8 protein-coding genes are annotated in these 16,748 nt (G+C 40.3%); 5 read left to right on the forward strand and 3 right to left on the reverse strand.

Going from position 1 to position 16,748, the window contains the following annotated elements:
• Window positions 1–621: 621 nt before the first annotated feature.
• Complete coding sequence (locus tag V7K73_RS09670) at window positions 622–1,689, reverse strand: DMT family transporter (protein ID WP_334879347.1); 1,068 nt, start codon at window positions 1,687–1,689, stop codon at window positions 622–624.
• A 769-nt stretch (window positions 1,690–2,458) separates the two neighbouring features.
• Window positions 2,459–4,108 carry a Ppx/GppA phosphatase family protein gene (locus V7K73_RS09675; RefSeq protein WP_334879349.1) on the reverse strand — a complete coding sequence of 550 codons (1,650 nt, stop codon included), beginning with the start codon at window positions 4,106–4,108 and terminating at the stop codon, window positions 2,459–2,461.
• Between the two features lie 503 nt (window positions 4,109–4,611).
• Here V7K73_RS09675 and V7K73_RS09680 point away from each other — a divergent pair.
• From V7K73_RS09680 to V7K73_RS09690, 3 genes are all read left to right on the forward strand, one after another.
• Entirely contained in the window at window positions 4,612–5,493 is an 882-nt protein-coding gene (locus V7K73_RS09680; protein WP_334879351.1) for a 4-hydroxybenzoate solanesyltransferase, read from the forward strand.
• Window positions 5,494–5,572: 79 nt separating this feature from the next.
• Window positions 5,573–6,340, forward strand: a complete 768-nt coding sequence (locus V7K73_RS09685) for a DsbA family protein (RefSeq protein ID WP_334879353.1) — start codon at window positions 5,573–5,575, stop codon at window positions 6,338–6,340.
• Window positions 6,341–7,158: 818 nt separating this feature from the next.
• A complete protein-coding gene (locus V7K73_RS09690; RefSeq protein WP_334879355.1) occupies window positions 7,159–7,833 on the forward strand; it encodes a hypothetical protein in 675 nt (224 codons plus the stop codon).
• A 133-nt stretch (window positions 7,834–7,966) separates the two neighbouring features.
• On the opposite strand, the gene V7K73_RS09695 is transcribed toward V7K73_RS09690, so the two are convergent.
• Window positions 7,967–8,923: a molybdopterin-dependent oxidoreductase gene (locus tag V7K73_RS09695; protein WP_334879357.1), complete on the reverse strand. Its 957-nt coding sequence runs from the start codon at window positions 8,921–8,923 to the stop codon at window positions 7,967–7,969.
• A 330-nt stretch (window positions 8,924–9,253) separates the two neighbouring features.
• Between V7K73_RS09695 and V7K73_RS09700 the strand changes: the two genes are divergently transcribed.
• Together V7K73_RS09700 and V7K73_RS09705 are read left to right on the forward strand one after the other, a co-directional pair.
• Window positions 9,254–14,872 (forward strand): trifunctional serine/threonine-protein kinase/ATP-binding protein/sensor histidine kinase, encoded by a 5,619-nt coding sequence (locus tag V7K73_RS09700; protein WP_334879359.1) that lies wholly within the window; start codon window positions 9,254–9,256, stop codon window positions 14,870–14,872.
• Window positions 14,873–15,920: 1,048 nt separating this feature from the next.
• Window positions 15,921–16,718: a sulfite exporter TauE/SafE family protein gene (locus V7K73_RS09705; protein WP_334879361.1), complete on the forward strand. Its 798-nt coding sequence runs from the start codon at window positions 15,921–15,923 to the stop codon at window positions 16,716–16,718.
• The last annotated feature ends 30 nt before the right edge of the window (window positions 16,719–16,748 follow it).

Below are 16,748 nucleotides of genomic sequence, written 5' to 3' on the forward strand. Positions count from 1 at the left end.
GGAGTTGGGAGTTGGGAGTTGGGAGTTGGGAGTTTGGAGTTTGGAGTTGGGAGTTGGGAGTTTGGAGTTTGGAGTTGGGAGTTGGGAGTTGGGAGTTTGGAGTTTGGAGTTGGGAGTTTGGAGTTGGGAGTTTGGAGTTGGGAGTTTGGAGTTTGGAGTTGGGAGTTGGGAGTTTGGAGTTGGGAGTTGGGAGTTTGGAGTTTGGAGTTGGGAGTTTGGAGTTGGGAGTTTGGAGTTTGGAGTTGGGAGTTAAGAGTTATCTATCTCCCTCATCTCCCTCATCTCCCTCATCTCCCTCATCTCCCTCATCCCCCTCATCCCCCTCATCCCCCTCATCTCCCTACTGAATTACGAATTACGAATTACGAACTTGTACAGAGCGACTTGTGCCAAGCGTTGGCCAGGCAGGGCTATTTCATTCTAAAATGTGACGTTTTCAAAGCCCCTCTCTCAGACTTGGGAGAGGGATTTAGGGTGAGGGCAAAAACTACGGTTCTCAACTTAAATCGCGTTTAAATTCTTATTTTTCTGAAAAAGATTCCTAAAAAATGCCGTAAAAATAGAATCAAATAGCCCTGGTTAGCCAGGTAAGCTGAAGTATTAGGAATTACGAATTACCAGTTAGGGTAAAATTTCTCGTTCAGATTCTCTCACTCCAAAAGTTATGGGGTTTAATTTTTTAGCAGATGCTTCTAAAACAGGTTGCTGTATATTAGCTATTTCGCCGACAGTAACTGTGTCGTTTTGCGCTGCTAAAGTATCACGTTGGTTAATCAGATAGATGCTGATTAAAGTTAGGAAAACACCTACCCATTGCAACGGACTGAGGACTTCTGAGAGAAAGAGATTGCCGAATAGTAGTGCAAAGACGGGTGTGAGGAAGGTGAGGGAACTAAGACTGGTGAGACTGCCACTAGAGGCAAAGTAGAAGAATAATCCGTAGGCGATCGCACTGCCAAATACGGTAGCATAACCTAAAGCCACTAAATCAGATGCTCCCAGATTCTGCCATTGCTGAGATTCGACAACTGATGAAACTCCCCATAGTGGCAATCCACCCAAAATCATGTGCCATCCTGTAGCGGTTACTGGGTCAGAATGTCGGCAGACAAACCGAATCAAGACTGTTCCCACTGCCATTGATAGCGCTGCTAACAACATCAACCATTCGCCACTAGCAAACAAATCTTGCCAATTGCCAATTGTAATATTTGCGCCTGAGTCAAGAAAATGTAAAATCAACTCATCAGGTAAGCCGATTAAACTAATGCCTGTGACACCCAAGCCTAGCCCCAGCCATCCCCAAAAACCAATATGTTCTTGAAATAGCCACAACGATAGTAAGGCAACAGCCAAGGGTTGCGAGTCAATCATCACAGACCCTAACCCCGCACTCGTTTTAACTAATCCCTCTGCCAAAAAACTTTGAAACAGCGTTCCATCTACTAGGGCAAATAAGGCAATCCACAGCCACGCAGCCCAACCCTTCGGCTGGGGTTTACCCATGAATGCTGCTGCAATCAGAATTAACATCCCTGCTGGTATCAGACGCACTCCCGCCATAAATAGCGGTGTGGTATGGGGTATTACTCCTTTCATGGCTACCATTGCCGTCCCCCATAGGAAAAAGGGGGCAATTAAGAGGAGAGGGGCGAAGGGAAGTTTAGATGCACTGAGTTTCAGTTGCATGGGTTTGCTGATGCCTTTGTTTAACAAGCGCAAAAATTGCTTTACCCAATTTTACCGAAATTATGTAGTTTTGCGTAGGCATAGCCCATCGTAGACATCGCCTCTTTACTCGTACCAGAACTTTTAAAATCTGGCAAGCCTAGCACTGTCGCACTAATACCATCTTCTTCATTTTCAATCAGTACATCGTAATTTAACTTAGGTAGGACTTACGCATCAAGTACAAAATGTAGGGGCAATTCATGAATTGCCCTTACTACGGTAAATCAAGGCTTTCACTGCCTTGAAAGCGTAAGTCCTATTAGGTATAGTTTTAGTTGGGGAAGTTTATACAGATAAATTCATCAGTTTTTTAATATCAAGCTTTGCTCTTTATCATAGCTCCCAAACCTGATGAATTATCACAATCAATATGTGTATGCTCTATCCTGAAGTCTGAATATTATCACTCGATAAAACTAAGCAATTTAAACTGTTTAATTAAAATTTTACATAAGGATATCTAAGTTTTCCCAGCTTAGATATCCAATAGCAACATAACCTAGAGTAAATAGACTATTAACTATATATGTAAATTTTAATTTAAATCTTGGTTTTTAAACTCTTCCTTTAGGTTGTTTTTAAATTCATCCTTAAGTGTAATGAAATCTATATAAATTAACTAAAATTTTGAAAGCAAATGCGTTAAATACAGATGATTTGTAGTGGCGTATATATGTGCGTTTATACATTTAGCAGGTGCGTTAAACTGCGTTAACGCACCTAGTTTTTAAGAGAATTTAGCAACACTAGACTTTTCTAAAGTCGCTACTAATTTCACTCCAAATTCTTCCTCAACTACTCCTTTTTTATAATCTAAGCTCCAAAGTTCTAAAGCACAATCATCATCAGGTTGAGATGGAAAAATCAGCAAATTTACCTGCTGAAATTGGGGATAATATTCACATTGGACTTGAGCGATCGCACCAATTTGTCGTCTATCGAATGCTACTGCCAATCTCAAAATTGCACTCAATTGAGCGATCATTTGTCGCTGGTGTTTAGTCAGCAAACTCTGGTAATTCTCATGTTTTTTCTTGGGCGGCGATTTGCGATGATAACGCGCTAAATTAGCAATGATTTCAATCTCGGTTTCTGTATAACCAAGTAATTCACCATTGCGAATTAGATAGTAAGAGTGCTTGTGGTGAGACGAATGGCTGACATAATGCCCACAATTGTGTAATATTGCAGCTGCCCACAGCAATTGTCGCTCATCAGATCCCCAGTGGTGTAAAGTACCTTGAGTTTGGTCAAATAAACTCTCGGCAAATTTTGCCACGCGATCGCTATATTCTAAATTGACGTGGTATTTATTAGCGAGTTTGAGTATATTGCGTTCCCGAACCGAACTTTGGTAGCGCAGCTTATCTTCAATTAAACCGTGGGTTAGCATCCAGTCTACAATTACGCCTTCCCGCAGTGAACGCTCACAAACTGTAACCGATTCACTACCCAAAAGCGTCATTGCTTCCTGTAATATTACTGCACCAGCGAGTATAACTTCAGCCCGCTTCTCTGGCATACCGGGAATCGCAGCCGTTTCTGAATTATTCAGTTTCCGCAAACGATTTACCAACTCTTGCAAGTCTTTAAGACTGAACTCGTAGCCATTGAGAATCGAAGGAATAACACCCGACTTTTCTCGTGCATGAATCATCGCCAGAGTTTCAATTGTGCCAGCAGTACCTACCAAACGCGGAGATTCCCCAAACTCTAGGTTTGCTAGTATCTCATCCACAGAACGTTCTAACATCCCGCGTGCATAAGCTTGCAGGTATTGAAATTCAGTGTTACTGATCGGATCGGTGGTAATTAACTCGCTAGTGAGTCGCACTGCACCAACTTTTGTACTAGTGAGAGTGCGCGGTTCGTGACTATCACCCAAAATTAACTCTGTGGAACCACCGCCAATATCAATAATGGTATGGGGCTGGTTGTTAAATTCCATCCCCGACAGCACGCCAAGGTAGATTCGTCGCGCTTCTTCTTGACCAGAAATCAAGTCAACGCTTAAACCCAACTCTGTTTTTACTCTTTGCAAAAAATCTTTACCATTGGGGGCTTCTCGCACAGCGCTAGTTGCTACAGCAATGATTGTTTCAGCATTGATAGTTTTGGCAACTTCTTGGAAGCGTCCTAAAGCAGCGATCGCCTTTTCAATTATCTCTGGTTTAAGTTCCCCAGTCTTAAGATTGCGATCGCCTAGTCTGACAGTTTCTTTTTCTCTAGCGATAATGCTAAAAGCTGGTAATGTGGGATCAATCTTGACTACTACCATGTGTAGAGAATTTGTTCCCAGGTCAATGGCAGCAATAATCCGATGTTGCTTAGGTGGTTGAGTTGGAACACTCTCCCAGCTAGAAGCTAAATTCAGCATCTAGTTATTCTCTCTTTATAAGAAATGATGGCAAACGGTGATATGTCGGGCTAGCTGACACTGATATTTGTTGCAACTTACTCAAACTGAGTAGTGAGTACTCAGCACTAGACCGATTGCAAAAGTCCCTAACACCCCACCCCCAACCCCTAATAGCTTTTCGGGAGGGGAGACAAAGCACAGCTTTGGCTCTTTGGGGTTCTTGTTTTTGATTTATGCAAGAGGTCTACTGAGGAAATTAAAAAATACTCAGCACTCTTCATCTTTGGTCGAGGGTAACTGAGCTAAGTATATTCGGCTTACTCCTTCTAACCGCACTGACTATTTAAAGATATTTTAAAGTTGCCACTTGAGGTTATGCTTTTACAAATAACAAATAACGTTATTCTATAAATGTAAAGATGTGTGAATTAGGGAATAGGAACTAGAGAAAAGTTCTATTAATACGCAATCCTAAATATACAATACCCTCTCCCCATCCCCACTCCCCACTCCCCACTCCTATGTTAAGGACGCCAGAACGCCCCCAGCAACCAGTTTGGCTTGTAATTATCCGGCTTTTGCGCTGGCATAAACCAGAAGGACGGTTAATTTTAATGATTCCTGCCCTTTGGGCTGTGTTTTTGGCAGCTTCTGGGAAACCGCCTTTACCTCTGGTTGGTGTAATTATATTAGGTACTTTAGCCACAAGTGCCGCCGGATGTGTTGTCAATGATTTGTGGGATCGGGATATTGATCCACAAGTTGAGAGAACACGCTCACGCCCTCTCGCTTCTCGCGCCTTGTCAGTAAAAGTTGGGATTGTAGTTGCGATCGTCTCCCTAGCATGTGCAGCTATTTTGGCATTTTATCTTAACCCCCTGAGTTTCTGGTTATGCGTCGCAGCAGTACCCGTAATTTTGCTTTATCCAGGTGCAAAGCGGGTGTTTCCTGTGCCGCAACTGGTGCTTTCCATCGCTTGGGGTTTCGGGGTCTTGATTAGTTGGAGTGCAGTCACACAAACCATATCCCAACCAACTTGGTTACTTTGGGGCGCAACTGTATTGTGGACATTGGGATTTGATACAGTTTACGCCATGAGCGACAAGGAAGACGATCGCCGCATTGGCATTAATTCTAGCGCTCTATTTTTTGGGAATTATGCCCCTGTAGCTATTGCAATTTTCTTTGCTGGCACAATCTTCTTATTGGCTTGGTTAGGTATACTCATACATCTACACTTAGCCTTCTTCCTTAGCCTTGCAGTTGCTACTATCGGATGGATTTGGCAGTCTGTGCGATTAAGACAGCAAGACTTACCTAATCCTGTTTATGGTCAGATGTTCCGGCAAAACGTCTGGATTGGTTTTATTTTACTTGCTGGGATGATTGCTGGATCTTTTTAAATTGAAGTTTACTTTTAAGTCGAAGCGAATGCGCCTCTATAGATAAAATAAAAAATATTAAATATTTATGGGTTTTTGTATGCGTACATTCTTTGATTGGTTTAGTCCCTTATTTCAATATCTACGTACTTGGACAGCAATAGGTCTGCTAATTTTTGTTGTTACCTGGTCATTTCCTGCACAAGCTGCTAGCCGCATTGATCCGCAGTTGGAACAGCAAGTATTACAAATTATCCGCGAACATCCAGAGGCAATTATCGAATCTGTTCAAGCATATCAGCAGCAACAACAACAGAAAGTCAAGCAAGCACAACAAACATTTTTACAAGATTTAAAGGCGAATCCTAAAACAGTGATTGGTGACTCTCCCACCACAGGTTCAACTCAATCAAAAACTGTGCTAATAGAATTTTCCGATTTTCAATGTCCCTACTGTGCTGAGGCGCATAAAACATTGAAAGAATTGTTAGCAAAATATCCTGATAAACTAAGATTAGTTTACAAGAATTTACCGTTGACTTCAATTCATGCTGAAGCATTGCCAGCTGCAACAGCAGCTTGGGCAGCATATCAGCAGCGCAAATTTTGGGAATATCATGATGCACTATTTACTAATCAAAAGCAACTTGGTCAGGCGTTATATTTAGATATTGCTAAAAAACTGAAGCTAGATTTGGGTAAATTTAAACGTGACCTGACTCTTGCTACTCCCGCAATTACAAAAGATATTCAACTAGCTGAGAAATTGGCTGTTTCTGGCACACCTTTTTTTGTAATTAATAGTCCAACTTTTTCAGGAGTGGTGCAGTTAGCAGATATCGAAAGTATATTGACTAAAGCTAAGTAAATTACTCTGTTTGAAAATAGCCTCTCATTGTTTAAGTAGCTAGGCGTAAATGTAAATATAGCGGTTTTCAGTTGAGTAGGTACAGAACCCCATCCCGCTCTTTGAAAGCTTGCTCTGATATAAGACTCCGATTTGATTTGTGAAAACATACTGAGACTGAAAAGCTTGTTTTATCAGGGTTTTATCTGAAATCTTGTTCATAAATCAGATATGAGTCCTATATACCTAATTTGATTAGGAAAAGCTATAAATTAAAGTTTGTAGTAAAGTTAAAGCAAAAAATCCTAGAAGATTTACTTAGCTTAATATATTAAAACAGACTGGAATAAAATAAAAAATACTTAAATTATTACAATATTAAAAATAGAAAAACCGTAAATTGACTAATTTACAAGCCAGAAACAGAATGAATAAGATAGTTGCAGGTAATTATTATATATGACTATCTAAATCAATTAGTTAGTCATAAGCTAGATAATCATCAAAAAGGGGATAGGAATTATCAATCGATATTGATGAATTCATCCCTAAAATTCCCATTCTCAATTGAACAGATGTTGAACAAAAAGGGCGAACAATAAGAGAAATTATTCAGTAAATATTTGCCACAGGTTACTTCTCTTATAAGGGAGAGCCAAAACATTAAATGGCCAATTGCCATTTGTCGGACGCTTTTATCTGAGAGTTGGTATACCAACCGGATAAACAAGCTGGTTATTCATCCATTATCTATCTTTAGGAGCATTAAAATGAAGTCGATTCTTGAGTTGATCGAAAAAAAGAATCATGAATATGCACAGTTGCCGTTCTTTAAGTATATGGAAGACGAGACAATTGACCCACGGCAGAGGTTGGCATTTTCCCCTGTGATTGCTCCGCTTGCAATGGAGTTCAGTGAGTTGTGCAAAAGAATTCTTAGAGATGAGCCAACGACTAATTACATTCAAGAGATGGTCAATGTACATACGCACGAAGAACATTTCCACTGGCAATGGTTACTGGAAGATATGGAGAAGATGGGAATTGACTATCCTATGCGTTTCAGTGATGCGGTTAGATTTTTGTGGAGTGACCATACCAAGGTTTCCCGTTCCATGTTACCTCTGTTCGAGCGGTATACTCGTGGATCGCATCCAATTATCAGATTAGTTGCCATTGAAGTATCTGAAGTGACAGCGAATGTCTTTTTCCGTTCAACTATGTCTGCGGCACTCCAACTACAAGAGATGACTAATACAGAGTTCCGTTATTATGGAATGCGGCATAACCATATAGAAAATACTCACACTCTTCATACTCCTGCTTCTATGCAAATAATGAAAGAGATTGAAGTGCCAGAGGAAATTCATCAAAAAATACTGGAATTTATTGATGTGGCGTTTGAGTATTTTACAGACTTGATCAATGAGTTTCATGCGTATATTATGACCCATTCTTATCAAGTACCCTTTGCTAGAGTTTATCAATCAGAGCAGTTGCTAAGTTCTGTCTAAGTAGGTCGGCGATAAAAAACAAAACTCTGTAACCAAAAGTAAAATCTCTGTATTTGGCTCGTAGTTGCGCTTTAGCGCTAAAGCGCAACTACAAACCAGTGATGATTATTTGCGCCGACTTACTTAGCATTGCTTATTTAACGGTAATTGCTACCGTATAAACAGCATTGCGTTCTTCCTGAATGGGTTGAATTGCTTTATTACAGTCAGTGGCTCGACTCATCAAGTTATATTTTCCTGGGGTTGGTGGAGTCCATTGAAATGTGAATCTTTGCCAAGCATATTGCAACCGGGCTTCAACTTCGGCAGCTTGCCAAGTAATGCCGCCATCTGTACTGACATCAACTGAGCAGATGCCACTGGATGCCCAAGCCCAGCCCCAAAGTGTTTGAGGTTGAAGATTTAGTACCTCATTTTGGTGAGGATGAACAATCACAGACTCTGGTGCAACTTCCCAAACGGGTTTTAAAGTTGCAGCATCCTCTCCAACTCGATCATTATAGAAGGTTGTTGTAAAAGTTCCTGGCGATCGCTTATCTGTGACATAAATATCCGACAGCCATTTCACCGAATTTGTGCCATAGTAACCTGGAACAACAAGCCGCAACGGGAAACCTCTCTCTGTCGATAGGGGTTTCCCGTTTAGCTTATACGCCAGTAGCACATCCTTCTCTAATGCTTTTTCTATAGGAATATCTTTAATATAAGAATCACTAAAAACTCCCTCATAAACACCGTAGTCAGGCCCGATAAACCAGACATAACGTGCAAGAGATTTAACTTGTAATTGATTAAGAATTGCTCCAAAAGAAACTCCTCCCCATATAACATTACTGATAGTTCTTGCCGGAACTTTAGGTTGGAGGGGATTACCGGAACATTGGTGAAAAACGGTTAACTCACGATACTCCAAACTTAGTAAATTCTGATATGACAACTCAAGACTTTGCTCTACTAATCCCGAAATTTTCAACCTCCATTGATTAATGTCAATATTTGGAATTCCCATGTGGCTGAGAACGAATAATTGGTTTTCAGGAGTAATAAAAGACTCAAGATCGTGAACACCTAGTGGAAATTTTGTAATCATTCCCACATAGCTCATGCTCTTGTTTTTTAAAATATTATCGAACTCATTCATTTAAGTAACAGGCCAAAAAGTAAGTTTTAATATTTTTATACCAATTCTCTATGAATATGCACATAATAAAAAAAATGTCAACTCCATCTATGCAGGCTCACATAGATTTGGTATCATAGCGAACATTACAATGTGACTATGGCTTAATTATTAGCTACTTTCAATCAGACTCCGATACATAATTCAACAAATTTTTTGCCAGAAATATTGGATAAATTGTGATCCAGCTGATGAATTAGGGAAAACTACACTCAGATTATTTATCTAGTCACAACTTTTATGGTAAAGAATCGAGTGGAGATTCCTGGGTATCGAATTGGTGAGATTATTTATACTAGTACTCGCACCCTGGTTTACCGAGGTTGGCGAGAATCGGATCAAACCCCAATTGTGATTAAACTCCTTAAAAGTGTCTATCCCAGCCCTATTGAATTGGCTGAATTCAGGAATCAGTACGCAATTACAAATATTTTAAATGTCTCCGGTGTGGTTCGGATATATAGCCTAGAGACTTTTCAAAATCGGCTTGCTTTGATTTTGGAGGACTTTGGGGGAATTTCTTTGAAGGAGTACACTGCTTTTAGAAGGAAAGCACTCAATCAAACAGATAATCAAGAAAATTCCTTATCTGTAGATCCTGATTTCTTGACTGAGTTTTTAGAGATAGCGATCGCACTTGCCGATATCCTGGGGGATCTCTACCATCATCAAATCATCCACAAGGACATCAAGTCTGCTAATATCCTGATTAATCCCACTACAAAGCAAGTCAAACTCATTGACTTTAGCATTGCTTCGCTACTAACCAGAGAAACCCAACTTTCAACCAGCCCGAATGTCTTAGAAGGAACTCTTGCCTATCTCTCCCCCGAACAAACCGGGCGAATGAATCGAGGGATTGATTACCGCACTGACTTCTATTCCCTGGGAATCACCTTTTATGAACTATTGACGGGGCAATTGCCATTTCAATCTAATGATTTGATGGAATTAGTGCATTGCCATATAGCAAAACAACCAATCGCTGTTGATCATCTCAATCCTGCTATTCCTCACCAACTGTCAGAAATTATCAATAAATTGATGGCGAAGAATGCTGAAGATCGCTATCAGAGCGCATTAGGGCTAAAGCACGATCTAGAAAATTGTTTGTGTCAATTAAAAGAAAGTGGCAATATTCTAGAGTTCAAACTAGGTCAAAAAGATGTTTGCGATCGCTTTGTAATTCCTGAAAAACTTTATGGTCGTGAAGTAGAAGTCGCAAAACTGCTAGCAAGTTTTGAGCGAGTGCGCCAGGGAACTTCTGAATTGATGCTGATAGCAGGTACCTCTGGCATTGGTAAAACGGCAATTGTCAACGAAGTTCACAAACCCATTACCCGTCAGAGGGGATATTTTATTAAGGGCAAATTTGAGCAATTTAATCGTAATATTCCTTTTTTAGCTTTAGTTCAAGCATTTCGAGACTTAATGACCCAATTGCTGACAGAAAGTGATGCTCAAATTGAACAGTGGAAGACCAAAATTTTAACCACATTGGGTGAGAATGGTCAAGTAATTATCGAGGTGATTCCAGAACTCGAACGCATTATTGGTAAACAGCCTTCTGTCCCGGAGTTATCCGGCAGTGCTGTTCAAAGCCGCTTCAATCTCTTATTTCAGAAATTCATTCAAGTATTTACAACTCAAGAGCATCCCCTGGTAATTTTTCTTGATGACTTACAGTGGGCAGATTCCGCTTCTTTCAAACTGATGTATCTGTTGATGAGTGAAGCAAACAACTCTTATTTACTAGTGATTGGAGCATATCGAGATAATGAGGTTTCATCTGCACATCCCCTAATGTTGACCATTGAGGAAATGCGCCAAGAGGCGATTGTAGTTAATCACATTGTTCTTTCTTTGCTTACTCACACTCAACTCAATGAGATGATTGCGGATACACTTAAATATTCAGCAGAACAAGCATTGCCGATTACCAATCTGGTATATCAAAAAACCAAAGGAAACCCATTTTTTACTAACCAATTTCTCAAATCGCTGCATGAAGATGGGCTGATAACGTTTACTACTAAAACAGGAAATTGGCAGTGTGATATTACTCAAATTAGGGTGCTTTCTTTTACAGAAGATGTTGTGGAGTTTGTGACACTGCAACTGCAAAAGTTACCACCGCAGACTCAGAATGTTCTGAAATTGGCTGCGTGTGTCGGGAATCAATTTGATTTAGAAACCCTGTCTGTGGTGTATGAAAAATCTCCAGCAGAGACTGCATTGGCTCTCTGGCCAGCCCTTAAGGATGAATTAATATTATCTAACGGGGAAGGCTATAAGTTTTTTCAGCATGAGTCCGCCATCAAGACTAGTTCCTTATCCTGTCAGAGCAATCTGCAAATCACAAATGGTACAGAATCAATAAATATCAGTTACAAATTTCTCCACGATCGCATCCAACAAGCTGCTTATTCATTAATTCCGGCAAATCAGAAATCAGCAACGCACCTCAAAGTTGGTCAACAACTGTTGAGCAATACCCCAGAAACTAAGCTAGAAGAAGTCATTTTTGAAATTGTCAACCAACTCAATATCGGGGTAGAACTAATCATAGACCAAGGCGATCGCGATCGCTTGGCACAACTCAACCTACTGGCAGGACGGAAAGCCAAGTCTTCTACAGCTTACTCGGTAGCAATTGAGTATTTGATCAGCGCGATTAGTTTATTGAGAGCCGACTGTTGGCAAAGCCAGTATGATTTAGCTTTGGCATTGCACGAATCAGCTGCTGATGCTGCTTACCTTTGCGGTGCGTATGCACAGATGGAAAAATTGGCTCAAACAGTAATGCAGCAAGCGAAAACTCCACTGGATCAAGTTAGCATTTACGAAACCAAAATCCAGGCATATACAGCCCAAAATGATGTGCTAGGAGCAATTGCGATCGCTAGGCAAGGAATGAGTCAGTTCGGCTTGGTTTTCCCAGAAATAGCCACCACCCAAGATATTCAGCAAGCCCTTACGGAAACTGCTGTCTTGATTGCCGGACATAATATTGCTCAATTGGTAGACTTACCCTTTATGACAGCAAAAGACAAGCTAGCAGTTACCCGAATAGCAGCTAACGTGGCTCCAGCTGTTTACATTGCCGAGCCAAATCTGTTTCCCTTAATCATCTTGTCCCAAATCAAAGCATCAATTCAGTATGGCAATGCTCCATTTTCTGCTTTTTGTTATGCCTGTTATGGCATTCTGTTAAACGGAATTCTTCAGGATATTGAAACAGCCGATCAAGTTGGCAACCTTGCTTTGGCACTAACAGATAAATTTAATATTAGCGACATCAAACCCACAGTATTTTATGTGGTCGGTGCTTTTATCACCTATTTAAAATCTCCTCTGCAAAAATCCTTACAGTTGATGCTGGAAGGTTACAAGATTGCCTTGGAAACCGGAAACTTATACTATGTAGGCTTCAATACAAAAGACATCTGCCAGTATTCCTATTTCCAGAGTCGAGAGTTGAACTTGTTAGAACAACAAATGCGGGCTTATGGTCATGTTTTGGAAAATTTTAAGCAAGGCACAACCCTCAACTACTGTCGGATCTTCTGGCAAACAGTTTTGAATTTGCTTGGCAAAGCTGAAAACGTCTGTAATCTTACAGGTGAGGCAGTGAACGAAGCAGAATTTGTGACTCAATTAATTAATGCCAAAGAGTTTACCGGGCTGCACTATTTCTCGTTGCACAAGTTGATTCTTTGTTATCTATTTGAAAACCTTTCTCAAGCAGTAGAAACAGCTGCTCAAGCTAGAGAATATCTAATTGCAGGCACGGGTTATGCCACTGTGCCGATATTTTATTTCTATGATTCACTGACAGCTTTAGCGGAGTATTCTAAAGCTACAGTTTTTGAACACAAAAAGCTGCTGGAACGAGTCACAGAAAATCAAAGCAAAATGCAGATTTGGGCGAACCATGCACCGATGAATTATTTGCACAAATTTGAATTAGTAGAAGCCGAACAATGTCGGGTTTTGAGACAAATGGGGCAGGCTGTGGATCTTTACGATCGTGCAATTACTGGAGCAAAACTAAATGGTTACATTCAGGAAGAAGCCCTAGCCAATGAACTGGCCGCTCGATTTTATCTAGAATGGAACAAGGATCTGCTGGCTCAAATGTATCTAGCAAATGCTTATTACTGTTACCTCAACTGGGGAGCAGTAGCTAAAGTCAAGCATTTGGAACACCAATATCCTCAATTATTGGCTGCGATTCTTCAGCAACAGGAAACTAATTCTTCAACCCTCAACGGAGCTACGACAATTGGATTGACACACAGCAGTTCTAGTGTGACTGAAGCTTTAGATTTAGCAACAGTCATCAAAGCCTCTCATGCACTGGCTGGAGAAATTGAATTAGAAAAGCTGTTGGCGACTTTAATGCAGGTTGTAATCGAAAATGCTGGGGCTGAAAAATCCGTACTCTTGCTACTTCAAGAAGAGAATTGGGTGGTTGCGGCTCAGAAAAGCAGTAAAACAACCACAGAAATGGGTATTGCAAATCAAAGTCTCCACCCAGACGAGCAATTGGGTAAAAACCTTGATGTAATCAACTTACACTCTTTTCCTCTTTCTGCTAGTCAAGATATTCCAAAAGCGGTTATCAACTATGTCTCTCGTACCTGCGAAACCCTTGTACTAGATGATGCCCGGACAAAAATCCATTTTGCCAATGATCCCTACATCATTCAATGGGAACCGAAAAGCTTGCTATGTACACCTATTCACAATCGTGGCAAGCTTATTGGCATCTTATACCTGGAAAATAATTTAATAACTGGAGCCTTCACCCAAAAACGTCTTGAGGTTTTGCATCTGCTCACTGCACAAGCTGCCATCTCGCTGCAAAATGCCATACTTTATAACAATCTAGCTTTGGCAAAATCCCAAGTTGAAGAGTATAGCCATAGCTTAGAGCATAAGGTACAGCAGAGAACTCAAGAGTTGAATGATAAAAATCAACATCTGTCGGAAACTTTAGAAAAACTTCAGCAAACGCAAACCCAACTGATTCAAACTGAAAAAATGTCTTCACTCGGACAAATGGTGGCAGGTGTTGCCCATGAAATTAACAACCCTATTAATTTTATCTATGGCAACCTCACCCATGCCAATGAGTATTTTCAACAGATGTTGCAGATAGTTGAGCTATATCATCACTACTATCCTCAACCGTTTCCTGAGATAGAAGAACAACTAGAATTAATAGATTTAGACTTCCTCAAATCAGACTTACAAAAATTACTGGAATCAATGAAAGTAGGAGCAGTTCGCATTCGTCAGATTGTCCTTTCTCTCCGTAATTTTGCCCGTTTAGATGAGGCAGAAATGAAACCTGTCAACCTTCACGAAGGACTTGACAGCACTTTGCTAATTTTGCATCATCGTCTAGAACAAAAACCATATCGTTCAGCGATTAATGTGATTAAAGAATATGCAAATCTACCAGAAGTCAATTGCTACGCTAGTCAGATCAATCAAGTGTTTATGAATATTATCAGCAATGCTATTGATGCTCTAGATTCGTCATTTACCAAAAATGAAAGAGCAATTACTAATGAAGCTCAACAAACAAAAATTCCCACAATTCAAATCTGTACTAAAATGGTTAATTCTAATACAGTAAGCATTGATATTTTAGATAATGGCATTGGGATGTCTGATCAGGTTAAACAGCGTTTATTTGACCCATTCTTTACAACAAAAGCTGTTGGTGCTGGAACTGGCTTAGGATTATCGATTAGCTATTCTATTATGGAAAAACATCAGGGACGACTAAGTGTAATATCAGAACTAGGGCAAGGGACAGAGTTTTCACTTTTAATTCCCTTAAATTAGTTTTTTATTACCCAATCATCTTTGTGTTAAAACTTAGGCATCAAGTAGGAAATGTAGGGGCAATTCATGAATTGCCCCTACGATAAATCAAGGCTTTCATTGCCTTGAAAGCGTAAGTCCTATGTGTATCTAAATTTGGAAGGGACTCCAGAAAATTACTACCACAAAATTTCTTAGAGGAACTGTTTGGTAATAGCCGCCATTACCGGACACTTGCCACTGTCCTAACCCCATCGATTAAAACGCTTACAGACAGATAAATTATCTGTTTTTTATGCCTCTGGTAAGTAGCGATCGCTAGTTTTTTCACATCTTTTTATGCACTTTTAATTCCTTTTGTCAATACATAATTTGTATAGACATTGGGCATTGAAAAGACGCAGAGGGACACGGTGCAGGGGGCAAAGAGGAAAATTCTCCCTTATCTTCCCTGCCTCTCCTGCCTCCCCTGCTCCCCACTCCTTATACTGAAATAGTTAAAATATACTCGATTAATTGAGAATTAACATCTTTATCCAGATAATTTAGCGATATACAACGCGAATACGCTGGACGTTTGCTCACGCTTACAAGTAAAATACGGTAAGTGCATCGCCTTACCGGCTTTTACATGTAAAACCACAGACAAACCAGTTAGAAGTTGAGTTTAGCAGAGCAACTGGCCCATAAGCAGTTATCACAGCCTGTTTCAGCTAAATGCCAGTTGTCATGCTACCAAAAACTTCCAGACAGGTTTTAAGTTGTCCATCAATCCTCTGCCCTAACTTTTAGCTGGATAACCTTTGTGTCACTCATCCGTTGAGAAACACAATAACTTGGCATGACTAGCTCTGTCTATGACTGGGCTATAGTTTGGCGCAATTGTTGCTTTCTAGTAGTGAACCTTTAGCTGATTTTCAGTTATAGCTGCTCGTAGTTAAGTCAGTGAACAGTTATCAAGGCTTCGTTTGAGGATTTAAACCTTAACCTATGTTGCTCACTTAATAGAAGTGGGAGACTCAACAGGATTTTGATAACTAATAACTGATTGTTGAAATCCCCAAAGAGTATGGAATATTTATTACTACCGTTCTTAAGCTTTTTTGTTGGTATTATCGTTGGTTTAACGGGAATTGGCGGAGCCTCTCTCATCACCCCAATGTTGATTTTTGTGTTTCAGGTTCCGCCTTCCATCGCTGTGAGTTCTGATGTTGTGGCTGCCACATTAATGAAAGTTGTTGGTAGCGTCAAGCATTGGGAACAGAAAACCCTTGACACAGAAGTTATGAAATGGTTGGCTTTAGGGAGTGTTCCAGGCTCACTGTTCGGTGTGGGGATTTTGCACTTTCTTAAACGTACAGGTGAGTATAACCTGGATAACATCTTGCTCCGTTTGCTTGGTGTGATGATTTTGCTAGTCACAGTATTAGCACTAGTGCAATTGCTGCTATTAACTTTTTTCCCCAAATTTAATTTGCCCGAACTGCCAAAATTAGACTTAGAAACTAACGTTGGCCGCTTCCTAACAATCAGTTTGGGAGCAATTTTAGGCTGTTTGGTTGGTTTGACTAGCGTCTCATCAGGTTCAATGTTTGCCCTAGTGCTGATTGGCTTTTTCCGGCTTGATGCACGGAAGTTAGTGGGTACAGATATTTCACACGCAGCAATTTTACTGCTGTTTACTGCTCTGGGCCACCTAAGCCTGGGAACAGTTGATTGGAGTCTGGTAGTACCTATCTGGCTAGGCTCTGTTCCAGGGGTGTTAGTAGGTGCTAAAATCTGCCAGGTAGCTCCGCAACGTCCACTAAGGTTTATTATTTATACTATCTTAATGATGGTGAGTTGGAAATTAGTTCATCAGGTGTGACCAATTTTAGATTTTCAATCCCAAATCCAG

Origin of the sequence: Nostoc sp., from assembly GCF_036916975.1 — a bacterium.
Lineage (GTDB): Bacteria > Cyanobacteriota > Cyanobacteriia > Cyanobacteriales > Nostocaceae > Nostoc.

Bases quoted from the DNA above. Each gene is read 5' to 3' on its own strand.
- V7K73_RS09670 (WP_334879347.1), bottom strand. From the start codon at position 1,689: ATGCAACTGAAACTCAGTGCATCTAAACTTCCCTTCGCCCCTCTCCTC.
- V7K73_RS09675 (WP_334879349.1), bottom strand. From the start codon at position 4,108: ATGCTGAATTTAGCTTCTAGCTGGGAGAGTGTTCCAACTCAACCACCT.
- V7K73_RS09680 (WP_334879351.1), top strand. From the start codon at position 4,612: ATGTTAAGGACGCCAGAACGCCCCCAGCAACCAGTTTGGCTTGTAATT.
- V7K73_RS09685 (WP_334879353.1), top strand. From the start codon at position 5,573: ATGCGTACATTCTTTGATTGGTTTAGTCCCTTATTTCAATATCTACGT.
- V7K73_RS09690 (WP_334879355.1), top strand. From the start codon at position 7,159: ATGGAAGACGAGACAATTGACCCACGGCAGAGGTTGGCATTTTCCCCT.
- V7K73_RS09695 (WP_334879357.1), bottom strand. From the start codon at position 8,923: ATGATTACAAAATTTCCACTAGGTGTTCACGATCTTGAGTCTTTTATT.
- V7K73_RS09700 (WP_334879359.1), top strand. From the start codon at position 9,254: ATGGTAAAGAATCGAGTGGAGATTCCTGGGTATCGAATTGGTGAGATT.
- V7K73_RS09705 (WP_334879361.1), top strand. From the start codon at position 15,921: ATGGAATATTTATTACTACCGTTCTTAAGCTTTTTTGTTGGTATTATC.